We start from the raw sequence: 15,489 nt of genomic DNA on the forward strand, positions 1-15,489 counted from the left end.
CCAAAATTTACTACTGCAACGCGATCCTGGATAGCCGGGAGAGCTGCCTCTCGTCGGCTTGTTTTCAACAAATCACATCCTGCGCCAGGCCAAATATCCCGTGGAACTGCTGCTCAGGCAACAGTCGTTCCACAGCATGGTGTGGGGCGGACAGTTGACGCTGCACGCCAGCCGTTGCAACACCTTGATCTGCCTGTCTTTTATTGGATGGCATGGTTGCTGCTCTGTGGATGTGCAGGCCCTTGTGCTTAATGCGCTCGGGAAGCTTGCAGCAGAGGAGTACCGTATGAGCCAATCGTCCATAAAATTTGCGTACTGGGTCCCCAACGTCAGTGGTGGGCTGGTAGTCAGCAAGATCGAACAGCGCACCAGTTGGACCATCGACTACAACCGCAAACTGGCGCAGATCGCCGAGCAGTCCGGTTTCGACTATGCGCTGACGCAAATCCGCTTTACCGCCGGCTATGGTGCCGAATTCCAGCATGAATCCGTAGCTTTCAGCCACGCACTGTTGGCTGCGACCGAAAAGCTCAAGGTCATCGCCGCGATATTGCCCGGGCCATGGACTCCGTCGGTAGCCGCCAAACAACTGGCGACCATTGACCAGCTCACGGCCGGGCGCGTGGCAGTCAATATAGTCAGCGGCTGGTTCAAGGGCGAGTTTCAGGCCATCGGTGAGCCCTGGCTGGAACATGACGAACGTTATCGGCGCTCCGAGGAGTTCATTCGCGCGCTCAAGGGGATCTGGACCACCGACAACTTCACCTTCAAGGGTGATTTCTATCGCTTCCACGACTACACCCTCAAACCCAAGCCGATCCAGCGTCCTCACCCGGAGATCTTTCAGGGCGGCAGCTCTCGGGCTGCACGTGATATGGCGGCGCGGGTGTCGGACTGGTATTTCACCAACGGCAATACTGTCGAAGGCATCAAGGCGCAGGTCGATGACATTCGAGCCAAGGCAGCCGCGAACGGGCATTCGGTGAAGATCGGCGTGAACGCGTTCATCATTGCCAGGGATACCGAAGAGGAGGCGCGTGCCGTGCTGGCCGAAATCGTCGACAAGGCTGACCCGGAAGCCGTCAACGCCTTTGGTGATGCCGCGAAACAGGCTGGCCAGTCGAGTCCGGAAGGCGAGGGCAACTGGGCCAAATCCACCTTTCAGGATCTGGTGCAGTACAACGACGGCTTCAAGACCAACCTGATCGGCACACCCCGGCAGATTGCCGAGCGCATCGTGGAGCTCAAGTCCGTTGGCGTAGACCTGGTCCTTTCAGCGTTCCTGCATTTCCAGGAAGAAGTCGCCTATTTCGGTCAGCACGTGTTGCCTCTGGTACGCGAGCTGGAAGCCGCTGCGCAACGCACGCCTGTCGCCGAGACGGCTTGACCTCAGGCCACTGTCGATAACCCGCCTTGCCCCTGTAAGCCAGTCGCATTTACAGCCCGTCATAAAATCAGGCGCCACTGTGATCCAGTGTGCGCCTGTGTCCGTATGTTCAACCCCGATCAACCCATATACAGTTGCACGTGGCATTATGATGCCACTCGCTGGCATGCTTTTATCGATGCCAGGCCTTCCAGGTATGGCCGAGCACTTGCCGACAATGGCATTTGATAGCGAAAGGATTGTCGATGGCCCCTGAGCAATCAGGTCCGGTTTTCAGAAAAACCAGATGCACTGGTTCTCACCTGTTGTGGAGGCAAGTTTTGAAACGCGACCTTCGGCTTGCGTCATGGCTGATCTTCGTAGTGTGCGCCTGCGTGGTGATGTTGATGGCCTGGCAAGCATGGACCGCACGCCGCAACACTCTGGAAAACATCCAGACCAGCACGATCAATCTGGCTGGAGCGCTGAGTACCTACACGGATGGCATTTTCAAACAGAGCGAGCTGATGCTGATCGGCCTGACGGAGCGTGTCGAAAAGGACGGCGCCGGGCCTGAACAGATCGAGCGTCTGAGGTGGGTCATTGCGCGTGAAATGGGCGCGTTGCCGCAGATCGATACCGTGTCGCTGTACAACGCCGACGGGATTTGCATCTTCTCGAGCAATCCCAAAGTCATAGGCATCAACAGTGGGCAGCGCCAGTTCTTTCAGCACCACTTGCAGATGCCTGACAAAGCCCCTTACATCGGCCCGACGATTCGCAGCCGCGCCTCCGGCGAATGGGTCATATCGGTCAGCAGACGCATCAATAATCCCGATGCGAGTTTTGCCGGGCTGATGGTTGTGACCATCGGCGTAGATCATCTGTTGAAGTTCTATTCGGATATCAAGGTTGGCCGAACCGGCATCATCAGTCTGACGTCGACCACCGGACAGCTGCGGGTACGCTATCCCCATCTGGAGCAGGAAATCGGTCGCGACCTGTCATCGACGCCCATTTTTACGTCGAAACGCGGCCAAGTGTCCGGCACCGCTCAGTTCGTTTCCAGGATCGACGGTGTCCCGCGTTTTTATGCGTTCAAACGCAGTGATGTCTACCCGATCGTCACCGTGGTTGCGCTGGGACAGAAAGAAGCCATGCTCGACTGGCTGGGCCAGACCAGGCAGTCCATTCTGGTCATGCTGGTGCTGCTCGGCCTGGTGATCGGACTCGGCGTTCGTCTGATCGGGCATATCCACAGCCGCATACGTGCAGAAGACCAGCTGCTCGATTCCCAGGCAGCCCTGATCCAGCTGAACCAGCACCTGGAGTTGATCGCCTCTGAAGACAAACTGACCGGGCTGGCCAATCGCAGACGTTTCGATCAGTTTCTGGAAGTCGAATTCAAACGCGCCAGACGCGAGCGCATTGTGCTGTCGTTGATTCTGATCGATGCCGATCATTTCAAACGCTACAACGATCATTACGGTCATCTGGCCGGTGATGAATGCCTGATTGCGCTGGCTCGAGTGGTCGAGCAGTTCATTCGCCGTCCCAGTGACGTCGCCGCCCGCTATGGTGGTGAAGAGATCGCGGTGGTGTTGCCCGGTACTGATGAGTCGAACGCTCGCCAGGTGGCCGAGAAGATCCTTCAGGCAATCCGTGACGAGCAGATCGAACATCCTGCCAGCCCGTTTGGCATCGTGACGATCAGCCTGGGTGTCGCGACATTCGTCGGCACGGATCGTCAGCTCGATCAGCGAGGCCTGATCGAGCTTGCTGACCGCGCGTTGTATGCCGCCAAATCGCAGGGTCGCAACCGGGTGAATGTGGCGTCGGAAAACGCGACCGGCACATTGCCGGCCTGGACCCGCGTCAAGGCCTCGGCGGATGCGCGAGCCGACACGGAGCCAAGGTCGGGCCAGCGCGATTGATGCCCGTCGGCCGCCTCTTGGCTATCACTTCTCAGACAGTTGCTGATCGTCGGCAATCTATTGCGCATGCGGTTTGCGGCGCAGCGCGGACAACACCCAGACGAAGAATATCGGCACCAGTACCACGCCCAGCAACGTTGCACTGAGCATGCCGCCGATAACACCTGTACCGATGGCGCGCTGGCTCGCAGCCCCCGCGCCGGTGGCGAGGGTCAGCGGCACCACGCCAAGGATGAAGGCCAGCGAGGTCATGACAATCGGCCGAAAGCGCAGCCGCGCAGCCTGAAGTGCCGCGTCGCGCAGTGAATGGCCCTGATCCCACAGCTCCTTGGCGAACTCGACGATGAGAATCGCGTTTTTCGCCGCCAGCCCGATGATGGTGATCAGGCCGACTTTGAAATACACATCGTTGGGCATGCCGACGGCCGTCACGGCCAGCACGGAACCCAACGCACCGACGGGTACGATCAGCATCACCACCAGCGGGATCGCCCAGCTCTCATAGAGCGCGACCAGCAGCAGGAACACCACCAGCAGTGCCAAGCCGAACAGTCCGACCGCCTGGCCGCTGGCGAGTCTTTCCTGATAGGAGAGGCCGGTCCATTCATAACCGATGCCTTGCGGCAGCTCGGAAACGATCCGTTCGATTTCAGCCATGGCCTCGCCGGTACTGACCCCCGGCGCTGCGTCGCCGGAAATCCTGAACGCGGGGTAGCCCCGTTGTAGCGTGCGATCTGCACCGGGCCTTGTTCCCAGTGTGTCGAAACGAAGGCACCCAACGGCACCAGCGTGCCGCTGCTGTTGGGCACGTAGAGTTTGAGCACGCTTTCCGGGGTCATTCGCGAACTCTGCTCGGCCTGCACGACCACGCGCTGTTGACGTCCGGCATTGGCGAAATCACTGATCACCGAGGAACCGAAGGCGGTGGACAGGGCGTTGCTGATCGACTCGAAACTCACCCCAAGCGCACGGGCTTTTTCGCGGTCGATGTTCAGGCGCAATTGCGGCGCTTCGGCCAGGCCTTCCATCATCGCGTAGAGAATCTTCGGGTTGCCGTTGGCCTCGCCGAGCAGCTTGTCGCGTGCCGCCAGCAAGGCTTCACGGCCCAGGCCTGCGCGGTCCTGCAGACGCAGCGAGAAGCCGCCCGAGGTGCCCAGGCCGTCGATAGGCGGTGGCGTCACTGCCATCACCGTGCCGTCGCCGAGCCCGGCAAAATGCTGGTTGAACGCCGCCGCTTCTTCAGCCGCCGACTGGCCCTTGCCGCGCTCCGACCAGTCCTTCAGGGTCGGGAACGCAAGACCCGCGTTTTCACCCATGCCCGAGAAGCTGAACCCCAGCAGCATGGTCACCGCGCCAGTGGCTTCGCGGGACAGCATGTAGTTCTCAAGCAATTGCGCGGTGAGGTCGGTACGTGAACGGGTGGCACCGGGGGGCAGTTGCACGTCGATGATCAGATAGCCCTGGTCTTCCACGGGCACAAAGGACTCCGGCAGGCGCAGGTAGAAAAAGCCCAGCAGACCGACGATACCCAGGTACAGCAGCATGTAGCGGCCGGCGCGCTTGATCATGCTGGAGCTGACGCGCTCGTAACGGTCGGTGAACGTGCCGAACAGGCGATTGAAACCACCGAAGAACCCCCGCTTTTCATGGTGCCCGGCCGGGATCGGCTTGAGCAGCGTGGCACACAGCGCGGGGGTGAACGTCAGGGCCAGGAAACCCGAAAACAGAATCGACACGGCCAGCGACAGCGAGAACTGCTGGTAGATGACCCCGACCGAGCCGCCCATGAACGCCAGTGGCAGAAACACGGCGGCCAGGACCAGCGTGATGCCGAAAATCGCCCCGGAAACCTGCTGCATCGCCTTGACCGTGGCGGCGGCGGGAGAGAGGCCTTCTTCAGCCATGATCCGCTCGACGTTTTCCACCACCACAATGGCGTCGTCGACCAGAATACCAATGGCCAGCACCATGCCGAACATGGTCATCATGTTCACCGAGAAGCCCATCAGGTACATGATCGCCAGTGTCCCTGCCAGGCACACCGGGACCACGATGGTCGGGATCAGCGTGTAACGGATGTTCTGCAGAAACAGGAACATCACCAGAAACACCAGCACCATGGCTTCAACGAGGGTGTAGATCACCTTGTCGATCGCCACGTCAACGAAGCGCGAGGTGTCGTACGGTATCGAAAACCCGACGCCTTCCGGGAAATTGACCGACAGCTCGGTGAGCCGCTGTTCGACGGCTCTGGCCGTCTGGATCGCGTTGGCACCCGGCGACAGCTGAACGGCACCGGCGACGGCCCGTTGCCCGTTCAGGCGTGATTCGAAGCTGTAATCCTGGCTGCCGACCGCCACCCGCGCCACATCGGACAGGTGCACCGCAGAGCCGTCCTCGTTGGCACGCAGAACGATGCGCCCGAACTCTTCCGGGTTGTCCAAAGTGCCCTTGACCGCCAGGGTGGCGGTCAACTCCTGCAATGACGAGCCCGGGCTGCTGCCGAAACTGCCTGCCGGAACCTGCACGTTCTGCGCCCGGATGGCGGCATTCACGTCGTCGATGGACAAGCCGAAACCCACCAGCTTCTGCGGATCGATCCATACCCGCATCGCGGCTTCGGCAGCGAAGAATTGCAGCCTGCCGACACCGTTCACCCGGCTTATTTCGTTATTGACGTTGCGTGCCGCGTAGTCGGCCAACGCGACGGTATCCTTGTTGGCCGCGCCGTCCTTGTAGTTCAGTGTGTAGATCAACAGAAAACCGGAGCTGGCCTGTTCGACCTGCAGGCCCTGGCTGAGGACCGTCTGCGGCAAGCGTGCTTCGGCTTTTTTGATACGGTTCTGTACCTCGACCTGAGCCAGGTCCGGGTTGGTGCCCGGCACGAACGTCACGTTGATTTCCGCGCTGCCGGTCGAGTTGCTGGTCGACTCGTAATACAGCATCCCTTTGGCACCGTTGAGCTCGTCCTCGATAACGCTGGTCACCGAATCGACCAGCACTTTCGCGGATGCGCCGGGGTAGGTTGCGGTGATGGTGATCTGCGGTGGCGCCACGTCCGGGTACTGCGCCACAGGCAAAGACGGCAGAGCCATCAACCCGGCGAGCAAGATGAACAGGGCGAGTACCCAGGCGAAGTTAGGGCGCTTGATAAAAAAGAGAGACATGGACAGTGATCCTCGGTCGCGCTGAAGGCGGCTTTACTGCGCTGTGGCCTGCGGCTGGGCGGAGGGCGATTTGCGGGCGACCTTGTCACCGGCGCTGAGCCCGGTCATGTTGCCGACAATGACCTGTTCGCCTGCCTTCAGGCCTTCAGTGATCTGCCAGCGCGAATCCTGCATCGCCCCGGTTTTTACCGGGCGCGCTTCGACCGTGCCGTCCTGGGCAATCACCAGCACGCGGGCTGCACCGTCACCAGAGCGCTGAACGGCGCGCTGCGGAACAAGAATGGCGTTGCTGTCAACGCGTTGCGGTGTGCGTACCCGCACGTACATGCCGGGCAGCAGCACGCCCTTGGGATTGGCAAAGCGGGCACGCAACGAAACCTGGCCGGTAGTCCGGTCTACTGCGACATCGGTAAACAGCAGGGTGCCAGTGCTCGTGTAATCGGTGCCGTCGACACTCAGTGACAACGCGTCTTCGCCGCCCTTGGGCAAGCGGCCTTCCTGTATCGCGGCGCGCATCTGCAAGGCGTCGGCGGCCGGCTGGGTAAAGTCGGCGTAGACCGGGTCGAGTTGTTGAATGGTTGCCAGCAGCGTGGTTTCGCCCTGACCGACCAGCGCGCCCTCGGTGACCATAGCGCGGCCAATGCGGCCTGAAATCGGCGCCTTGACGGTGGCATAGCTCAGGTTCAGCCTGGCTGTTTCAACATCGGCCTCGGCCGAACGCTTCGCTGCAACAGCGTTTTGCAGCGCGGAGCGGGCCGTGTCGAAGGTCTGGCGACTCACCGCTTCAATTTCCACCAGCGACTCATAGCGCTTGACCGTGGCCTGAGTCTCGAACAGCGTGGCCTGAGTCCGTGCCAGATCTCCCTGCGCCTTGGACAGCGCGGCCTTGAATGGCGCCGGATCGATCTGGAACAGCACTGCGCCGGCTTTCACGTCGGCGCCTTCCTCGAAGTTGCGGCTCAGCACGATACCGGCCACCCGGGCGCGAACCTGCGCCACACGCACCGGTTCGATACGGCCGGGCAATTCGTCAACGAGCGTGAACGATTCGGCGCTGACGATAATGGCTTCCACCTCTTTGGGCGCTTTCGATGCAGCGTGATCCTGCTGCTGTTTCTGCTCGCACCCGGTCAGACCCAACGCTGCCAGCAGGGCTACTGCAGACATGACACGCCAATCGCTGAAACTACTCATCATTCACCCGGCCGCAGCCATCAGATGCTAAAGCCGCGAATGATCCACTCTGAAAGGCGATGAGTCAATATTGACTCACATGAGGCTTTAGTGACTAATTGTGTATAGGCTTTGAGAACGCGGTAAGGTTTCTGCACAATGCGCCGCCCGCCACTTATACGAGTTGAAGACGTACCCAATGGAATTACCTGCTGACGACAAATTTCTGAAGGCTCTGGCCGTTGCGCTGGTCGACCATTCCAACGGTACGCTCAAGGATATTGCTCAGGCGGCTGGTGTCAGCAAGGCGACGCTCAACCGCTTCTGCGGTACTCGCGCCAATCTCGTGGAACTGCTGCTCAATCACGCCTCGGACCTGATGAACCAGATGGTTGCCGACGCGGATCTGCAGCATGCTCCGCCGCTGGAAGCACTTCAGCGGCTGGTCGACAACCACCTCATGCACCGCGAAATGCTGGTCTTTCTGGTATTTCAGTGGCGCCCGGATTCGCTCGACGAAAGCAGCGGGGGGCGCCGCTGGTTGCCTTACTCTGACGCCCTGGATGCATTTTTCCTGCGCGGTCAGCGTGAAGGTCTGTTCCGGATCGACGTCGGTGCCGCCGTCCTTACCGAAATGTTCGCAGCGCTGCTCTCCGGGATGGTCGACGCCGAACGCCGCGGCCGTGTGGCACGCGTCGGCATGGGCGCATTGGTGACCCAGTTTTTCCTGCAGGGCGCGGCGGCACGATAAGCCAGCCTGTGCTGTTTTGTCGCATGACCTATTGCAGCCCATGAGCGCGACGTTTGCGCGTCTGCTCATGCCTTGATACAGGATTGGCGGTATTCCCCATGGTCCTTGAGTGGTAAATTCGCCGCCTTTGAATTTGTCTGAACCCACGCGCCTTATCCTCAGGGGACGCAAGACATGACGCAACATCTGACACGCCGCGAGGTGGTCGCAGGCCTCTCGTTGCTGAGCCTTGGCCTGCTGACCGGCTGTGGCAGCTCCAATGCGTTGCCGTTCAAGCACGGCAAGGACATGAGCAACGAGATTGTCGGCCGCAACTTCCGGCTCAAGGACTCGCAAGGCAACGTCAAGACGCTGTCGAGTTTTCGCGGCCTCATGCCGATGATCTTCTTCGGTTTCACCCAGTGCCCGGCCATCTGCCCCACCGCGCTGGCGCGAGCTGCACAGATCAGGAAGCTGATGGGCGAGGAGGGCAAAACGCTGCAGGTGGTGTTCATTACCCTGGACCCGGAGCGCGATACGCCCGAAGTGATCGACGCCTACGTGAAGGCCTTCGATCCGACCTTCGTTGCACTGTCCGGCACGCTTGAAGAAACGGCGGCAACGGCGAAGGAGTTCGGCGTATTCTTCGAGAAGGTCCCACTGGGTGACACCTACACGATCTCGCACACCGCGACCAGTTACGTCTACGACACCCGCGGTGTATTGCGCCTGGGGTTGTCGCACAGGCTGTCCGCCCAACAATGCACCGAAGATCTGCTCACTTTGATGGAAGTATGCTGATGACCGTTCTGATTCGTAACGTCGCAAAACCGCTGTTGCTGACCCTTTCGCTGTTGGGCCTGAGCGCTCAGGCCCTGGCCGAAACACGCGTCGATGATGCCTGGGTGCGTGCCACCGTGCCGGGCCAGTCCGCCACGGGTGCGTTCATGCGCATCACCGCGGACACGGACAGCAAGCTGGTCGACGTTGCTTCACCTGTTGCGAAAACCGTGCAGATCCATGAGATGAGCATGAAAGGCGATGTGATGAGCATGCAGCGCGTCAACTCGGTCGACCTGCCGGCTGGCAAACCGGTGATGCTCGATTCCGATGGCTACCACGTGATGTTCATGGGCCTGTCCGCCCAGGTCAAAGAGGGCGACCAGGTGCCTCTGACCCTGACCGTGGAAGACGCCAAGGGCACGAAGCAATCGCTCCAGGTCACCGCAGTCGCCAAGTCACTGACCAGCGACGAGCACAGCAGCCACGGCGATCACAGCGGCCATTGAGGCTTGCAGCATCGGACGCTGGGCACTCATCGTTATAAACCGGTCTTGTGGGAGCGAGCTTGCTCGCGAAGAGGCCGGCACAGCCTACATGACGCCTATCGTTCCTCACGCTTCAGCATGGGAATGCCTTTCGTGACGCTCCGCGTCACAACTCTGTGCCTCACTGCACGTTCAAAAGCGAACGCGGAACGTCCGCCTCCTATATGCATTTAGGATCTAACCGACGAACCAAATATTCTTTTCAGGAACAAAGCTCTTTCGGCGATGATTGCCTCGCCACATCGGCCTAAGGAAGGTGACTGATACCAACAGAACCTGGATTTTTATCATGAAAATGCAGGAGTGTATCAATGGGCAATGTCCAGACCGCAGCCAGTGCACATGACGTGCCTTGGCGCCAGACGCCGAGTGGCGACCTGGTCGATCTGGGGCGTCCTTTCCGTGCGCCGCTGGCGTTATCGCGGTTGCAAAGCACCCCCAAGCCGATTCTCGGACGGCGCGAAGCCATTTTGCTCGGTGCGCTGGCGCTGGTGTTCCATGGCGCGATCATTTACTGGCTGAGCCAGAACCCGACGTCGGCGTTGCCGGTTGTGCCACCTGAAATCCCGCCGATGACCATCGAGTTTTCCCAGCCTGCGCCACCGGTTGTGGAAACACCGCCGCCACCGCCCGAGCCTGTCGTGCAACCGGTGGTCGAGCCGCCACCTGCTGTCGAGGACGAACTGGCCATCAAACCTCCGTCGCCCAAACCGATTCCCAAGCCCAAGCCACAGCCGCCCAAACCGGTGGTCAAGCCGGTCGTGAAACCCGTGGCCAAACCGGTTGAACAGCCACCCACACCTCCCGTACCGACAGCTCCTGTCGCCGCGCCTGCGCCACCCGCTCCGCCGGCACCAAAGCCGGTGACCCCGGCCTCGGCCAGTGCGGGTTACTTGCGCAACCCGGCTCCGGAATACCCATCGCTGGCCATGCGTCGCGGCTGGGAAGGCACTGTGCTGTTGCGCGTGCATGTATTGGCTAGCGGCAAGCCCGGCGAGATTCAAATACAGAAGAGCAGTGGCCGCGAGCAGCTTGATGACGCCGCGCTTGCTGCGGTGAAACGCTGGAGTTTCGTTCCGGCCAAGCAGGGCGATGTAGCCCAGGATGGCTGGGTCAGCGTGCCCATTGATTTCAAGATCAAATGAGGCTTCAAGATCAAAACGTTTCACGATCAAATCCGGCTATTCGATTGACCTGGCGAGCTACCTGAACCAAAGGCGCATCGCGACACACTCCATGCCTTGTTCAGACTTTGTTCAGAGAGAGCTGCGCCATGAATCTACTTGCTTCGCCTTTTGAATCCATCGAACACGCGGTCATCTGGCTGCTGGTGCTTTTTTCCGTCGCGACCTGGGGCCTGGCCTTGCTCAAGGGCGTGCAGTTTTCGCGTCTGAAGTCTCAGGATCGCAAGTTCCACAAGCGGTTCTGGGCGGCATCGAGTCTGGATTCGGCCGCGCAACTGGCCCAGGAGCAACCGGGCGCTGCCGCTCGTGTCGCCCTGGCCGGTTACGCCGCCATTCAGGTGCCGGATGGCACGCAGGCCAATGACCTCAGTCAGTCCATCAACCATCAGGACCGCCTTGAGCGCGCATTACGTCAGCAGATCGTTCGCGAGCGCCGCTCGCTGGAAACCGGTCTGGCCATCCTCGCCAGCATCGGCAGCACTTCGCCTTTCATCGGTCTGTTCGGTACGGTCTGGGGCATCATGTCGGCCCTCAAGGGCATCAGTGCGGCCGGTTCTGCGAGCCTGGAAACGGTGGCCGGGCCGATCGGCGCGGCGCTTGTGGCTACCGGTGTCGGTATTGCCGTCGCAGTGCCCGCAGTGCTGGTTTACAACTACTTCCTGCGACGCCTGAAACTGACCGCTGCCGATCTGGATGACTTTGCCCATGACTTCTATAGCCTGGCGCAGAAGAGCGCCTTCCGTGTGCTGCTGCATCCGGTATTGAAGTCCGGCACTGCGGGCGTCCACGCCGGGCAGAACGTGAAGGAGGCCTCCTGAGATGGCTTTTTCTACTCAAGATACCGATGAAGTGCTGAGCGAGATCAACGTCACGCCGCTGGTAGACGTAATGCTGGTGCTGCTGGTGGTGTTCATCGTTACTGCGCCGCTGTTGACCAACTCGATCCCGATCAACCTGCCCAAGACCGAATCGGTCGCGCCAGTGGAGCAGAAAGACCCATTGGTGGTGAGCATCGACGGGCAGGGCAAGCTGTTCATCAACAAGGACGAAATCCAGCCGGGCTTGCTGGAAAGCAGCCTGAAGGCGGCCAAGGACAAGACCCCTGACGTGCGCGTGCAATTGCAGGCGGACAATGGCGTCAACTACGGAGAAGTCGCGCGCGCCATGGCTTCCATCGAACGTGCCGGGATTACCAAATTGTCCGTGATCACTGCCAAGTAGCAGATTTATACCACCTACAGCTTCAACGGTTTTGGGCCGCATCCTCAGGCAGGTGCGGCCTTTTTTTGTCTGCATCGCAGGCATTTTTCAGTACGGACACAAATGCAGATACTTATTCGTTATTGGTATTTAAATATTTAAATCAATGTCATTAAGCTATATCGCATCGGGCTACCGGAACACCAATCAGACACCGTAATGATCGCCACCGTCCGCCGCACGGATCGCTCGTTGTAACCAGAACAAAGTTTCTGGATCAGGGATTTTCAAGGGGTAGTGGTATGGGGAATTTCAAACGCAACGTATTGGCCACGGCGATTTTTTCAGCCAATTTGCTGTGCGTCGCAGGTATCAGTGCAAGCGCTTTTGCCGCCGAAGCGACAGATGAACAAGCTAATCAGGGTGCGTCCACTCTGGGTACAGTGATCGTGACCGGCACCCGTGCGCAGGAGCGTACCGCCAGCGCCTCGCTGTCGCCTGTCGATGTGATCTCCGGTGACAGCCTGCGCAGTTCCGGCTCCAGCGAGTTGGGCGCCGTGCTGGCTCGTCTGATTCCTTCGATCAATTTCCCACGGCCGAGCCTGGTGGACGGTGCGGAGCTGACACGTCCGGCGCAACTGCGTGGCCTCTCGCCGGATCAGGTGCTGGTGCTGGTCAACGGCAAGCGCCGGCATACATCCGCCTTCGTCAATCTGGGCGGGGCGGTCGGACGTGGTTCGGCACCTGCCGACCTGAATGCCATTCCGCTGTCGGCCATCGACCATATCGAAGTCCTGCGCGACGGTGCGTCGGCACGTTATGGGTCCGATGCCATCGCCGGGGTGATCAACATCATTCTCAAGAGCGCCGACCATGGCGGGTCGATTTCCAGCCAGTACGGCCAATACAAGAAGGGCGACGGCATTCAGCGCCAAGTATCGGGCAATACCGGTTTTGCCCTGGGCGACAACGGCACGTTCAACCTGTCCGGTGAGGGTGCCAACAATGACTACACCAACCGTGCCGGTGACGACTTGCGAGCGTCCAGTGTCGGGTCCACCACTTACGGTCAGCAGGTGTTTCGCCAGGGCGAGCCACAGACGCACGAGGGCAAGCTGCAGTACAACGCCGAATACAGCTTCAGCGATGCTGCGGAGTTCTACAGCTTTGGGGGCTACAGCAAACGGCGTGGTGAAACCGCCGCTTTCTATCGGCCGAGCAATGCTTCGAATAACATTACGGCGATTTATCCAAACGGCTATCTGCCACTGATCAACGGCACACTCGAAGACACCTCGCTGGTCGCTGGCCTGCGCGGTGAACTGGCGTATGACTGGCACTACGACCTGTCCGCCAACTATGGCAAAAACTCTTATGAGCTGCGCACCAAAACCATTAACACCTCATTGGGGCTGAACACGCCGCGCTCGTTTTACAACGGCACGCTGACCAATGATCAGAGGCAACTGAGCCTCGACCTGTCCAGAGAATTCAATGCAGCGTGGCTGCCTTATCCGGTATCGGTTGCGTTTGGCGCGGAGTACCTGCGGCAAGGCTATCAGATCGAGGCAGGGCAGCCAGAGTCGTATTTCCAGACCGGCAGTTCCGGGTTGGGCGGTTTCCGCGCGGCGGATGCAGGCAGTTACTCGCGACACAACTTCGCACAGTATCTGGACCTGGAAACCAATCTGACCGAGAAGCTCGGTGTGTCGGCTGCCGTCCGCCACGAGGACTACAGCGATTTCGGTTCCAATGTCAGCGGCTCGCTTTCGGCGCGCTACGATTTCACTCCGCAGGTGGCCTTGCGAGGCAGCATATCGACAGGCTTCCGCGCGCCTTCACTGGCGCAGCAGAACTTTACTTTCACGTCGTCGCAGCTGATTGGCAACACCATCCAGGAAGCGGGCACGTTTCCGGCCGGCAGTAACGTTGCACAACTGTTGGGTGCCGAAGACCTCAAGCCGGAAAAGTCCCGCAACTACAGCCTGGGCCTGGTACTCCAGCCGCTGGATAGCCTGACCGTGACCGCCGACGTCTATCGCATCGACATTCAGGACCGTATCTCGCTGTCCTCCAATCTGGTGCTCAATAACACCGCCATCAATTACCTGCGCAGCAATGGCGTAGGCGATATCAACTACACCAGTGCCCGTTATTTCACCAACGCCACGGACACCAGCACCGATGGCGTCGATCTGGTCGCCAATTACCGCTACCAGTTCGACAACGGTGTGCGCTGGAACAGCACGGTGGGTTACAACTACAACCACACCAAAGTCACCGACGTGAAGGCCAATCCGGCGATTCTCGATCAGTTGGGGGTGAACCTGGTGCGGGTAGACCGCAGGGAGCGCATCGGTTTGCTGGGCGACACCACGCCGCAACACAAACTGACACTGGGCAATGACCTGACGTTCGGCAATTGGGCGCTGCACTCTAACCTGGTCCGCTACGGCGAGTTCACCAGCTATCAGGCCGACAAGGTCAACGACCAGACCTTCAGCGCCGCCTGGCTGCTGGACCTGGCGGTCGACTACAAACTCAAGAGCTGGGTCTTCACCCTGGGCGGCGACAACGTCACCGACAAATACCCGGAAAAGCTCAACGACTTCTCCTCCAGCGGCGGCAACCTGGCCTACAGCACATTCTCTCCCTACGGGTACAGCGGCGCTTATTACTACGGCAAGGTGACGTATAACTGGTAGCGCGATTTGCCGCTGACTGTCGTTCCAATACGTTGCGTTTGCATAAAGCTCGTGACGCTGCGCGTCATATCTGTGCTGCAACACAACGTTATGCCTTACTCGTAGTCACTGCACATAAACAAAAGCGCTTCTTGGCTCGATGGCACTGACAACGCAAATTGCGACGTAAGTGACGGCTGAGTCCTGACGCTGATCCGGGGGTAACTCGGCAGGACGCCGAGCAAGCCGCACCGGGCCATGGATGGCCCGTTGCGGCGACCCCCGGATCAGTGACAGGGCGAAGGAACCCGACGAAGTCGGGCCGGAAACGGAGCCAGGGGCTTTGGTCACTTTGGCCCCATCAAAGTGACTCGCCGAGGGGCGAAAAGGTGACCTGAGTCGAACCTAAATCCACCTGACATCCCGAAACCGCCGTGTGACGCAGAGCGTCGGCCGCTGTGAAGCGACTGATACGGCAAAGAAATCTTGCGATATTGGACATGCGATGCTCCATGGGGGTTTGCCAATTCTGGAGCATATCGCTATATAAAAAGTTATTTAAATAGCCTTTAGAAATAATCATAGACCTTCGTGGAAATGTGCAAAGGCGGTAGAAGGACTGACTTTAATATTCTCATTTTTTATAATTAGCTTAGAAGTAAATGTGATTTTTAATTGAATCCCCATGCGCCTAGTCTTGCTGATCAGTCAGAAGTCATCCAG

At 59.5% G+C, this 15,489-nt stretch carries 11 protein-coding genes and 1 pseudogene; 9 read left to right on the forward strand and 3 right to left on the reverse strand.

All coding sequences use genetic code 11. From position 1 onward, the window contains the following. Window positions 1–286: 286 nt before the first annotated feature. Window positions 287–1,387 carry a dimethylsulfone monooxygenase SfnG gene (gene sfnG, locus V476_RS22625; protein ID WP_003423982.1) on the forward strand — a complete coding sequence of 367 codons (1,101 nt, stop codon included), beginning with the start codon at window positions 287–289 and terminating at the stop codon, window positions 1,385–1,387. Between the two features lie 320 nt (window positions 1,388–1,707). Continuing rightward, window positions 1,708–3,300: a sensor domain-containing diguanylate cyclase gene (locus tag V476_RS22630; RefSeq protein WP_024960586.1), complete on the forward strand. Its 1,593-nt coding sequence runs from the start codon at window positions 1,708–1,710 to the stop codon at window positions 3,298–3,300. A 57-nt stretch (window positions 3,301–3,357) separates the two neighbouring features. Here V476_RS22630 and V476_RS22635 read toward each other — a convergent pair. After that, window positions 3,358–6,467 (reverse strand): annotated as a pseudogene (locus V476_RS22635) (multidrug efflux RND transporter permease subunit). A gap of 33 nt (window positions 6,468–6,500) precedes the next feature. After that, window positions 6,501–7,661, reverse strand: a complete 1,161-nt coding sequence (locus V476_RS22640) for an efflux RND transporter periplasmic adaptor subunit (protein WP_024960587.1) — start codon at window positions 7,659–7,661, stop codon at window positions 6,501–6,503. A 178-nt stretch (window positions 7,662–7,839) separates the two neighbouring features. Between V476_RS22640 and V476_RS22645 the strand changes: the two genes are divergently transcribed. The 7 genes from V476_RS22645 to V476_RS22675 all read left to right on the forward strand — a co-directional run bounded on the left by V476_RS22645 (window position 7,840) and on the right by V476_RS22675 (window position 14,787). Next, the gene (locus tag V476_RS22645; protein ID WP_003317850.1) at window positions 7,840–8,391 is read left to right on the forward strand and encodes a TetR/AcrR family transcriptional regulator; all 552 of its coding nucleotides are present in this window, start codon (window positions 7,840–7,842) and stop codon (window positions 8,389–8,391) included. Between the two features lie 174 nt (window positions 8,392–8,565). Continuing rightward, the gene (locus V476_RS22650; protein WP_003424002.1) at window positions 8,566–9,171 is read left to right on the forward strand and encodes an SCO family protein; all 606 of its coding nucleotides are present in this window, start codon (window positions 8,566–8,568) and stop codon (window positions 9,169–9,171) included. Beyond that, on the forward strand, window positions 9,165–9,659 hold the full coding sequence (locus V476_RS22655; protein ID WP_024960588.1) for a copper chaperone PCu(A)C: 495 nt from the start codon (window positions 9,165–9,167) through the stop codon (window positions 9,657–9,659). Before V476_RS22650 ends, V476_RS22655 begins: the two co-directional genes overlap by 7 nt. Before the next feature lie 350 nt (window positions 9,660–10,009). Then, the gene (locus V476_RS22660; RefSeq protein WP_024960589.1) at window positions 10,010–10,843 is read left to right on the forward strand and encodes an energy transducer TonB; all 834 of its coding nucleotides are present in this window, start codon (window positions 10,010–10,012) and stop codon (window positions 10,841–10,843) included. Window positions 10,844–10,971: 128 nt separating this feature from the next. After that, on the forward strand, window positions 10,972–11,700 hold the full coding sequence (locus V476_RS22665) for a MotA/TolQ/ExbB proton channel family protein (RefSeq protein ID WP_024960590.1): 729 nt from the start codon (window positions 10,972–10,974) through the stop codon (window positions 11,698–11,700). A gap of 1 nt (window position 11,701) precedes the next feature. After that, window positions 11,702–12,103 carry an ExbD/TolR family protein gene (locus tag V476_RS22670; RefSeq protein ID WP_003317853.1) on the forward strand — a complete coding sequence of 134 codons (402 nt, stop codon included), beginning with the start codon at window positions 11,702–11,704 and terminating at the stop codon, window positions 12,101–12,103. A gap of 281 nt (window positions 12,104–12,384) precedes the next feature. Beyond that, window positions 12,385–14,787 carry a TonB-dependent receptor plug domain-containing protein gene (locus V476_RS22675; protein WP_024960591.1) on the forward strand — a complete coding sequence of 801 codons (2,403 nt, stop codon included), beginning with the start codon at window positions 12,385–12,387 and terminating at the stop codon, window positions 14,785–14,787. Window positions 14,788–15,127: 340 nt separating this feature from the next. On the opposite strand, the gene V476_RS28495 is transcribed toward V476_RS22675, so the two are convergent. Next, complete coding sequence (locus V476_RS28495; protein WP_154619083.1) at window positions 15,128–15,349, reverse strand: hypothetical protein; 222 nt, start codon at window positions 15,347–15,349, stop codon at window positions 15,128–15,130. Between the last annotated feature and the right edge of the window lie 140 nt (window positions 15,350–15,489).

The sequence above is a fragment of the Pseudomonas syringae KCTC 12500 genome (genome assembly GCF_000507185.2).
Lineage (GTDB): Bacteria > Pseudomonadota > Gammaproteobacteria > Pseudomonadales > Pseudomonadaceae > Aquipseudomonas > Aquipseudomonas syringae.

What these genes read in the sequence shown, in the direction of transcription:
- V476_RS22660 (WP_024960589.1), top strand. Translation starts at nt 10,010, where the DNA reads ATGGGCAATGTCCAGACCGCAGCCAGTGCACATGACGTGCCTTGGCGC.
- V476_RS22655 (WP_024960588.1), top strand. Translation starts at nt 9,165, where the DNA reads ATGCTGATGACCGTTCTGATTCGTAACGTCGCAAAACCGCTGTTGCTG.
- V476_RS22645 (WP_003317850.1), top strand. Translation starts at nt 7,840, where the DNA reads ATGGAATTACCTGCTGACGACAAATTTCTGAAGGCTCTGGCCGTTGCG.
- V476_RS22650 (WP_003424002.1), top strand. Translation starts at nt 8,566, where the DNA reads ATGACGCAACATCTGACACGCCGCGAGGTGGTCGCAGGCCTCTCGTTG.
- V476_RS22670 (WP_003317853.1), top strand. Translation starts at nt 11,702, where the DNA reads ATGGCTTTTTCTACTCAAGATACCGATGAAGTGCTGAGCGAGATCAAC.
- V476_RS22675 (WP_024960591.1), top strand. Translation starts at nt 12,385, where the DNA reads ATGGGGAATTTCAAACGCAACGTATTGGCCACGGCGATTTTTTCAGCC.
- V476_RS28495 (WP_154619083.1), bottom strand. Translation starts at nt 15,349, where the DNA reads ATGATTATTTCTAAAGGCTATTTAAATAACTTTTTATATAGCGATATG.
- sfnG (WP_003423982.1), top strand. Translation starts at nt 287, where the DNA reads ATGAGCCAATCGTCCATAAAATTTGCGTACTGGGTCCCCAACGTCAGT.
- V476_RS22640 (WP_024960587.1), bottom strand. Translation starts at nt 7,661, where the DNA reads ATGAGTAGTTTCAGCGATTGGCGTGTCATGTCTGCAGTAGCCCTGCTG.
- V476_RS22665 (WP_024960590.1), top strand. Translation starts at nt 10,972, where the DNA reads ATGAATCTACTTGCTTCGCCTTTTGAATCCATCGAACACGCGGTCATC.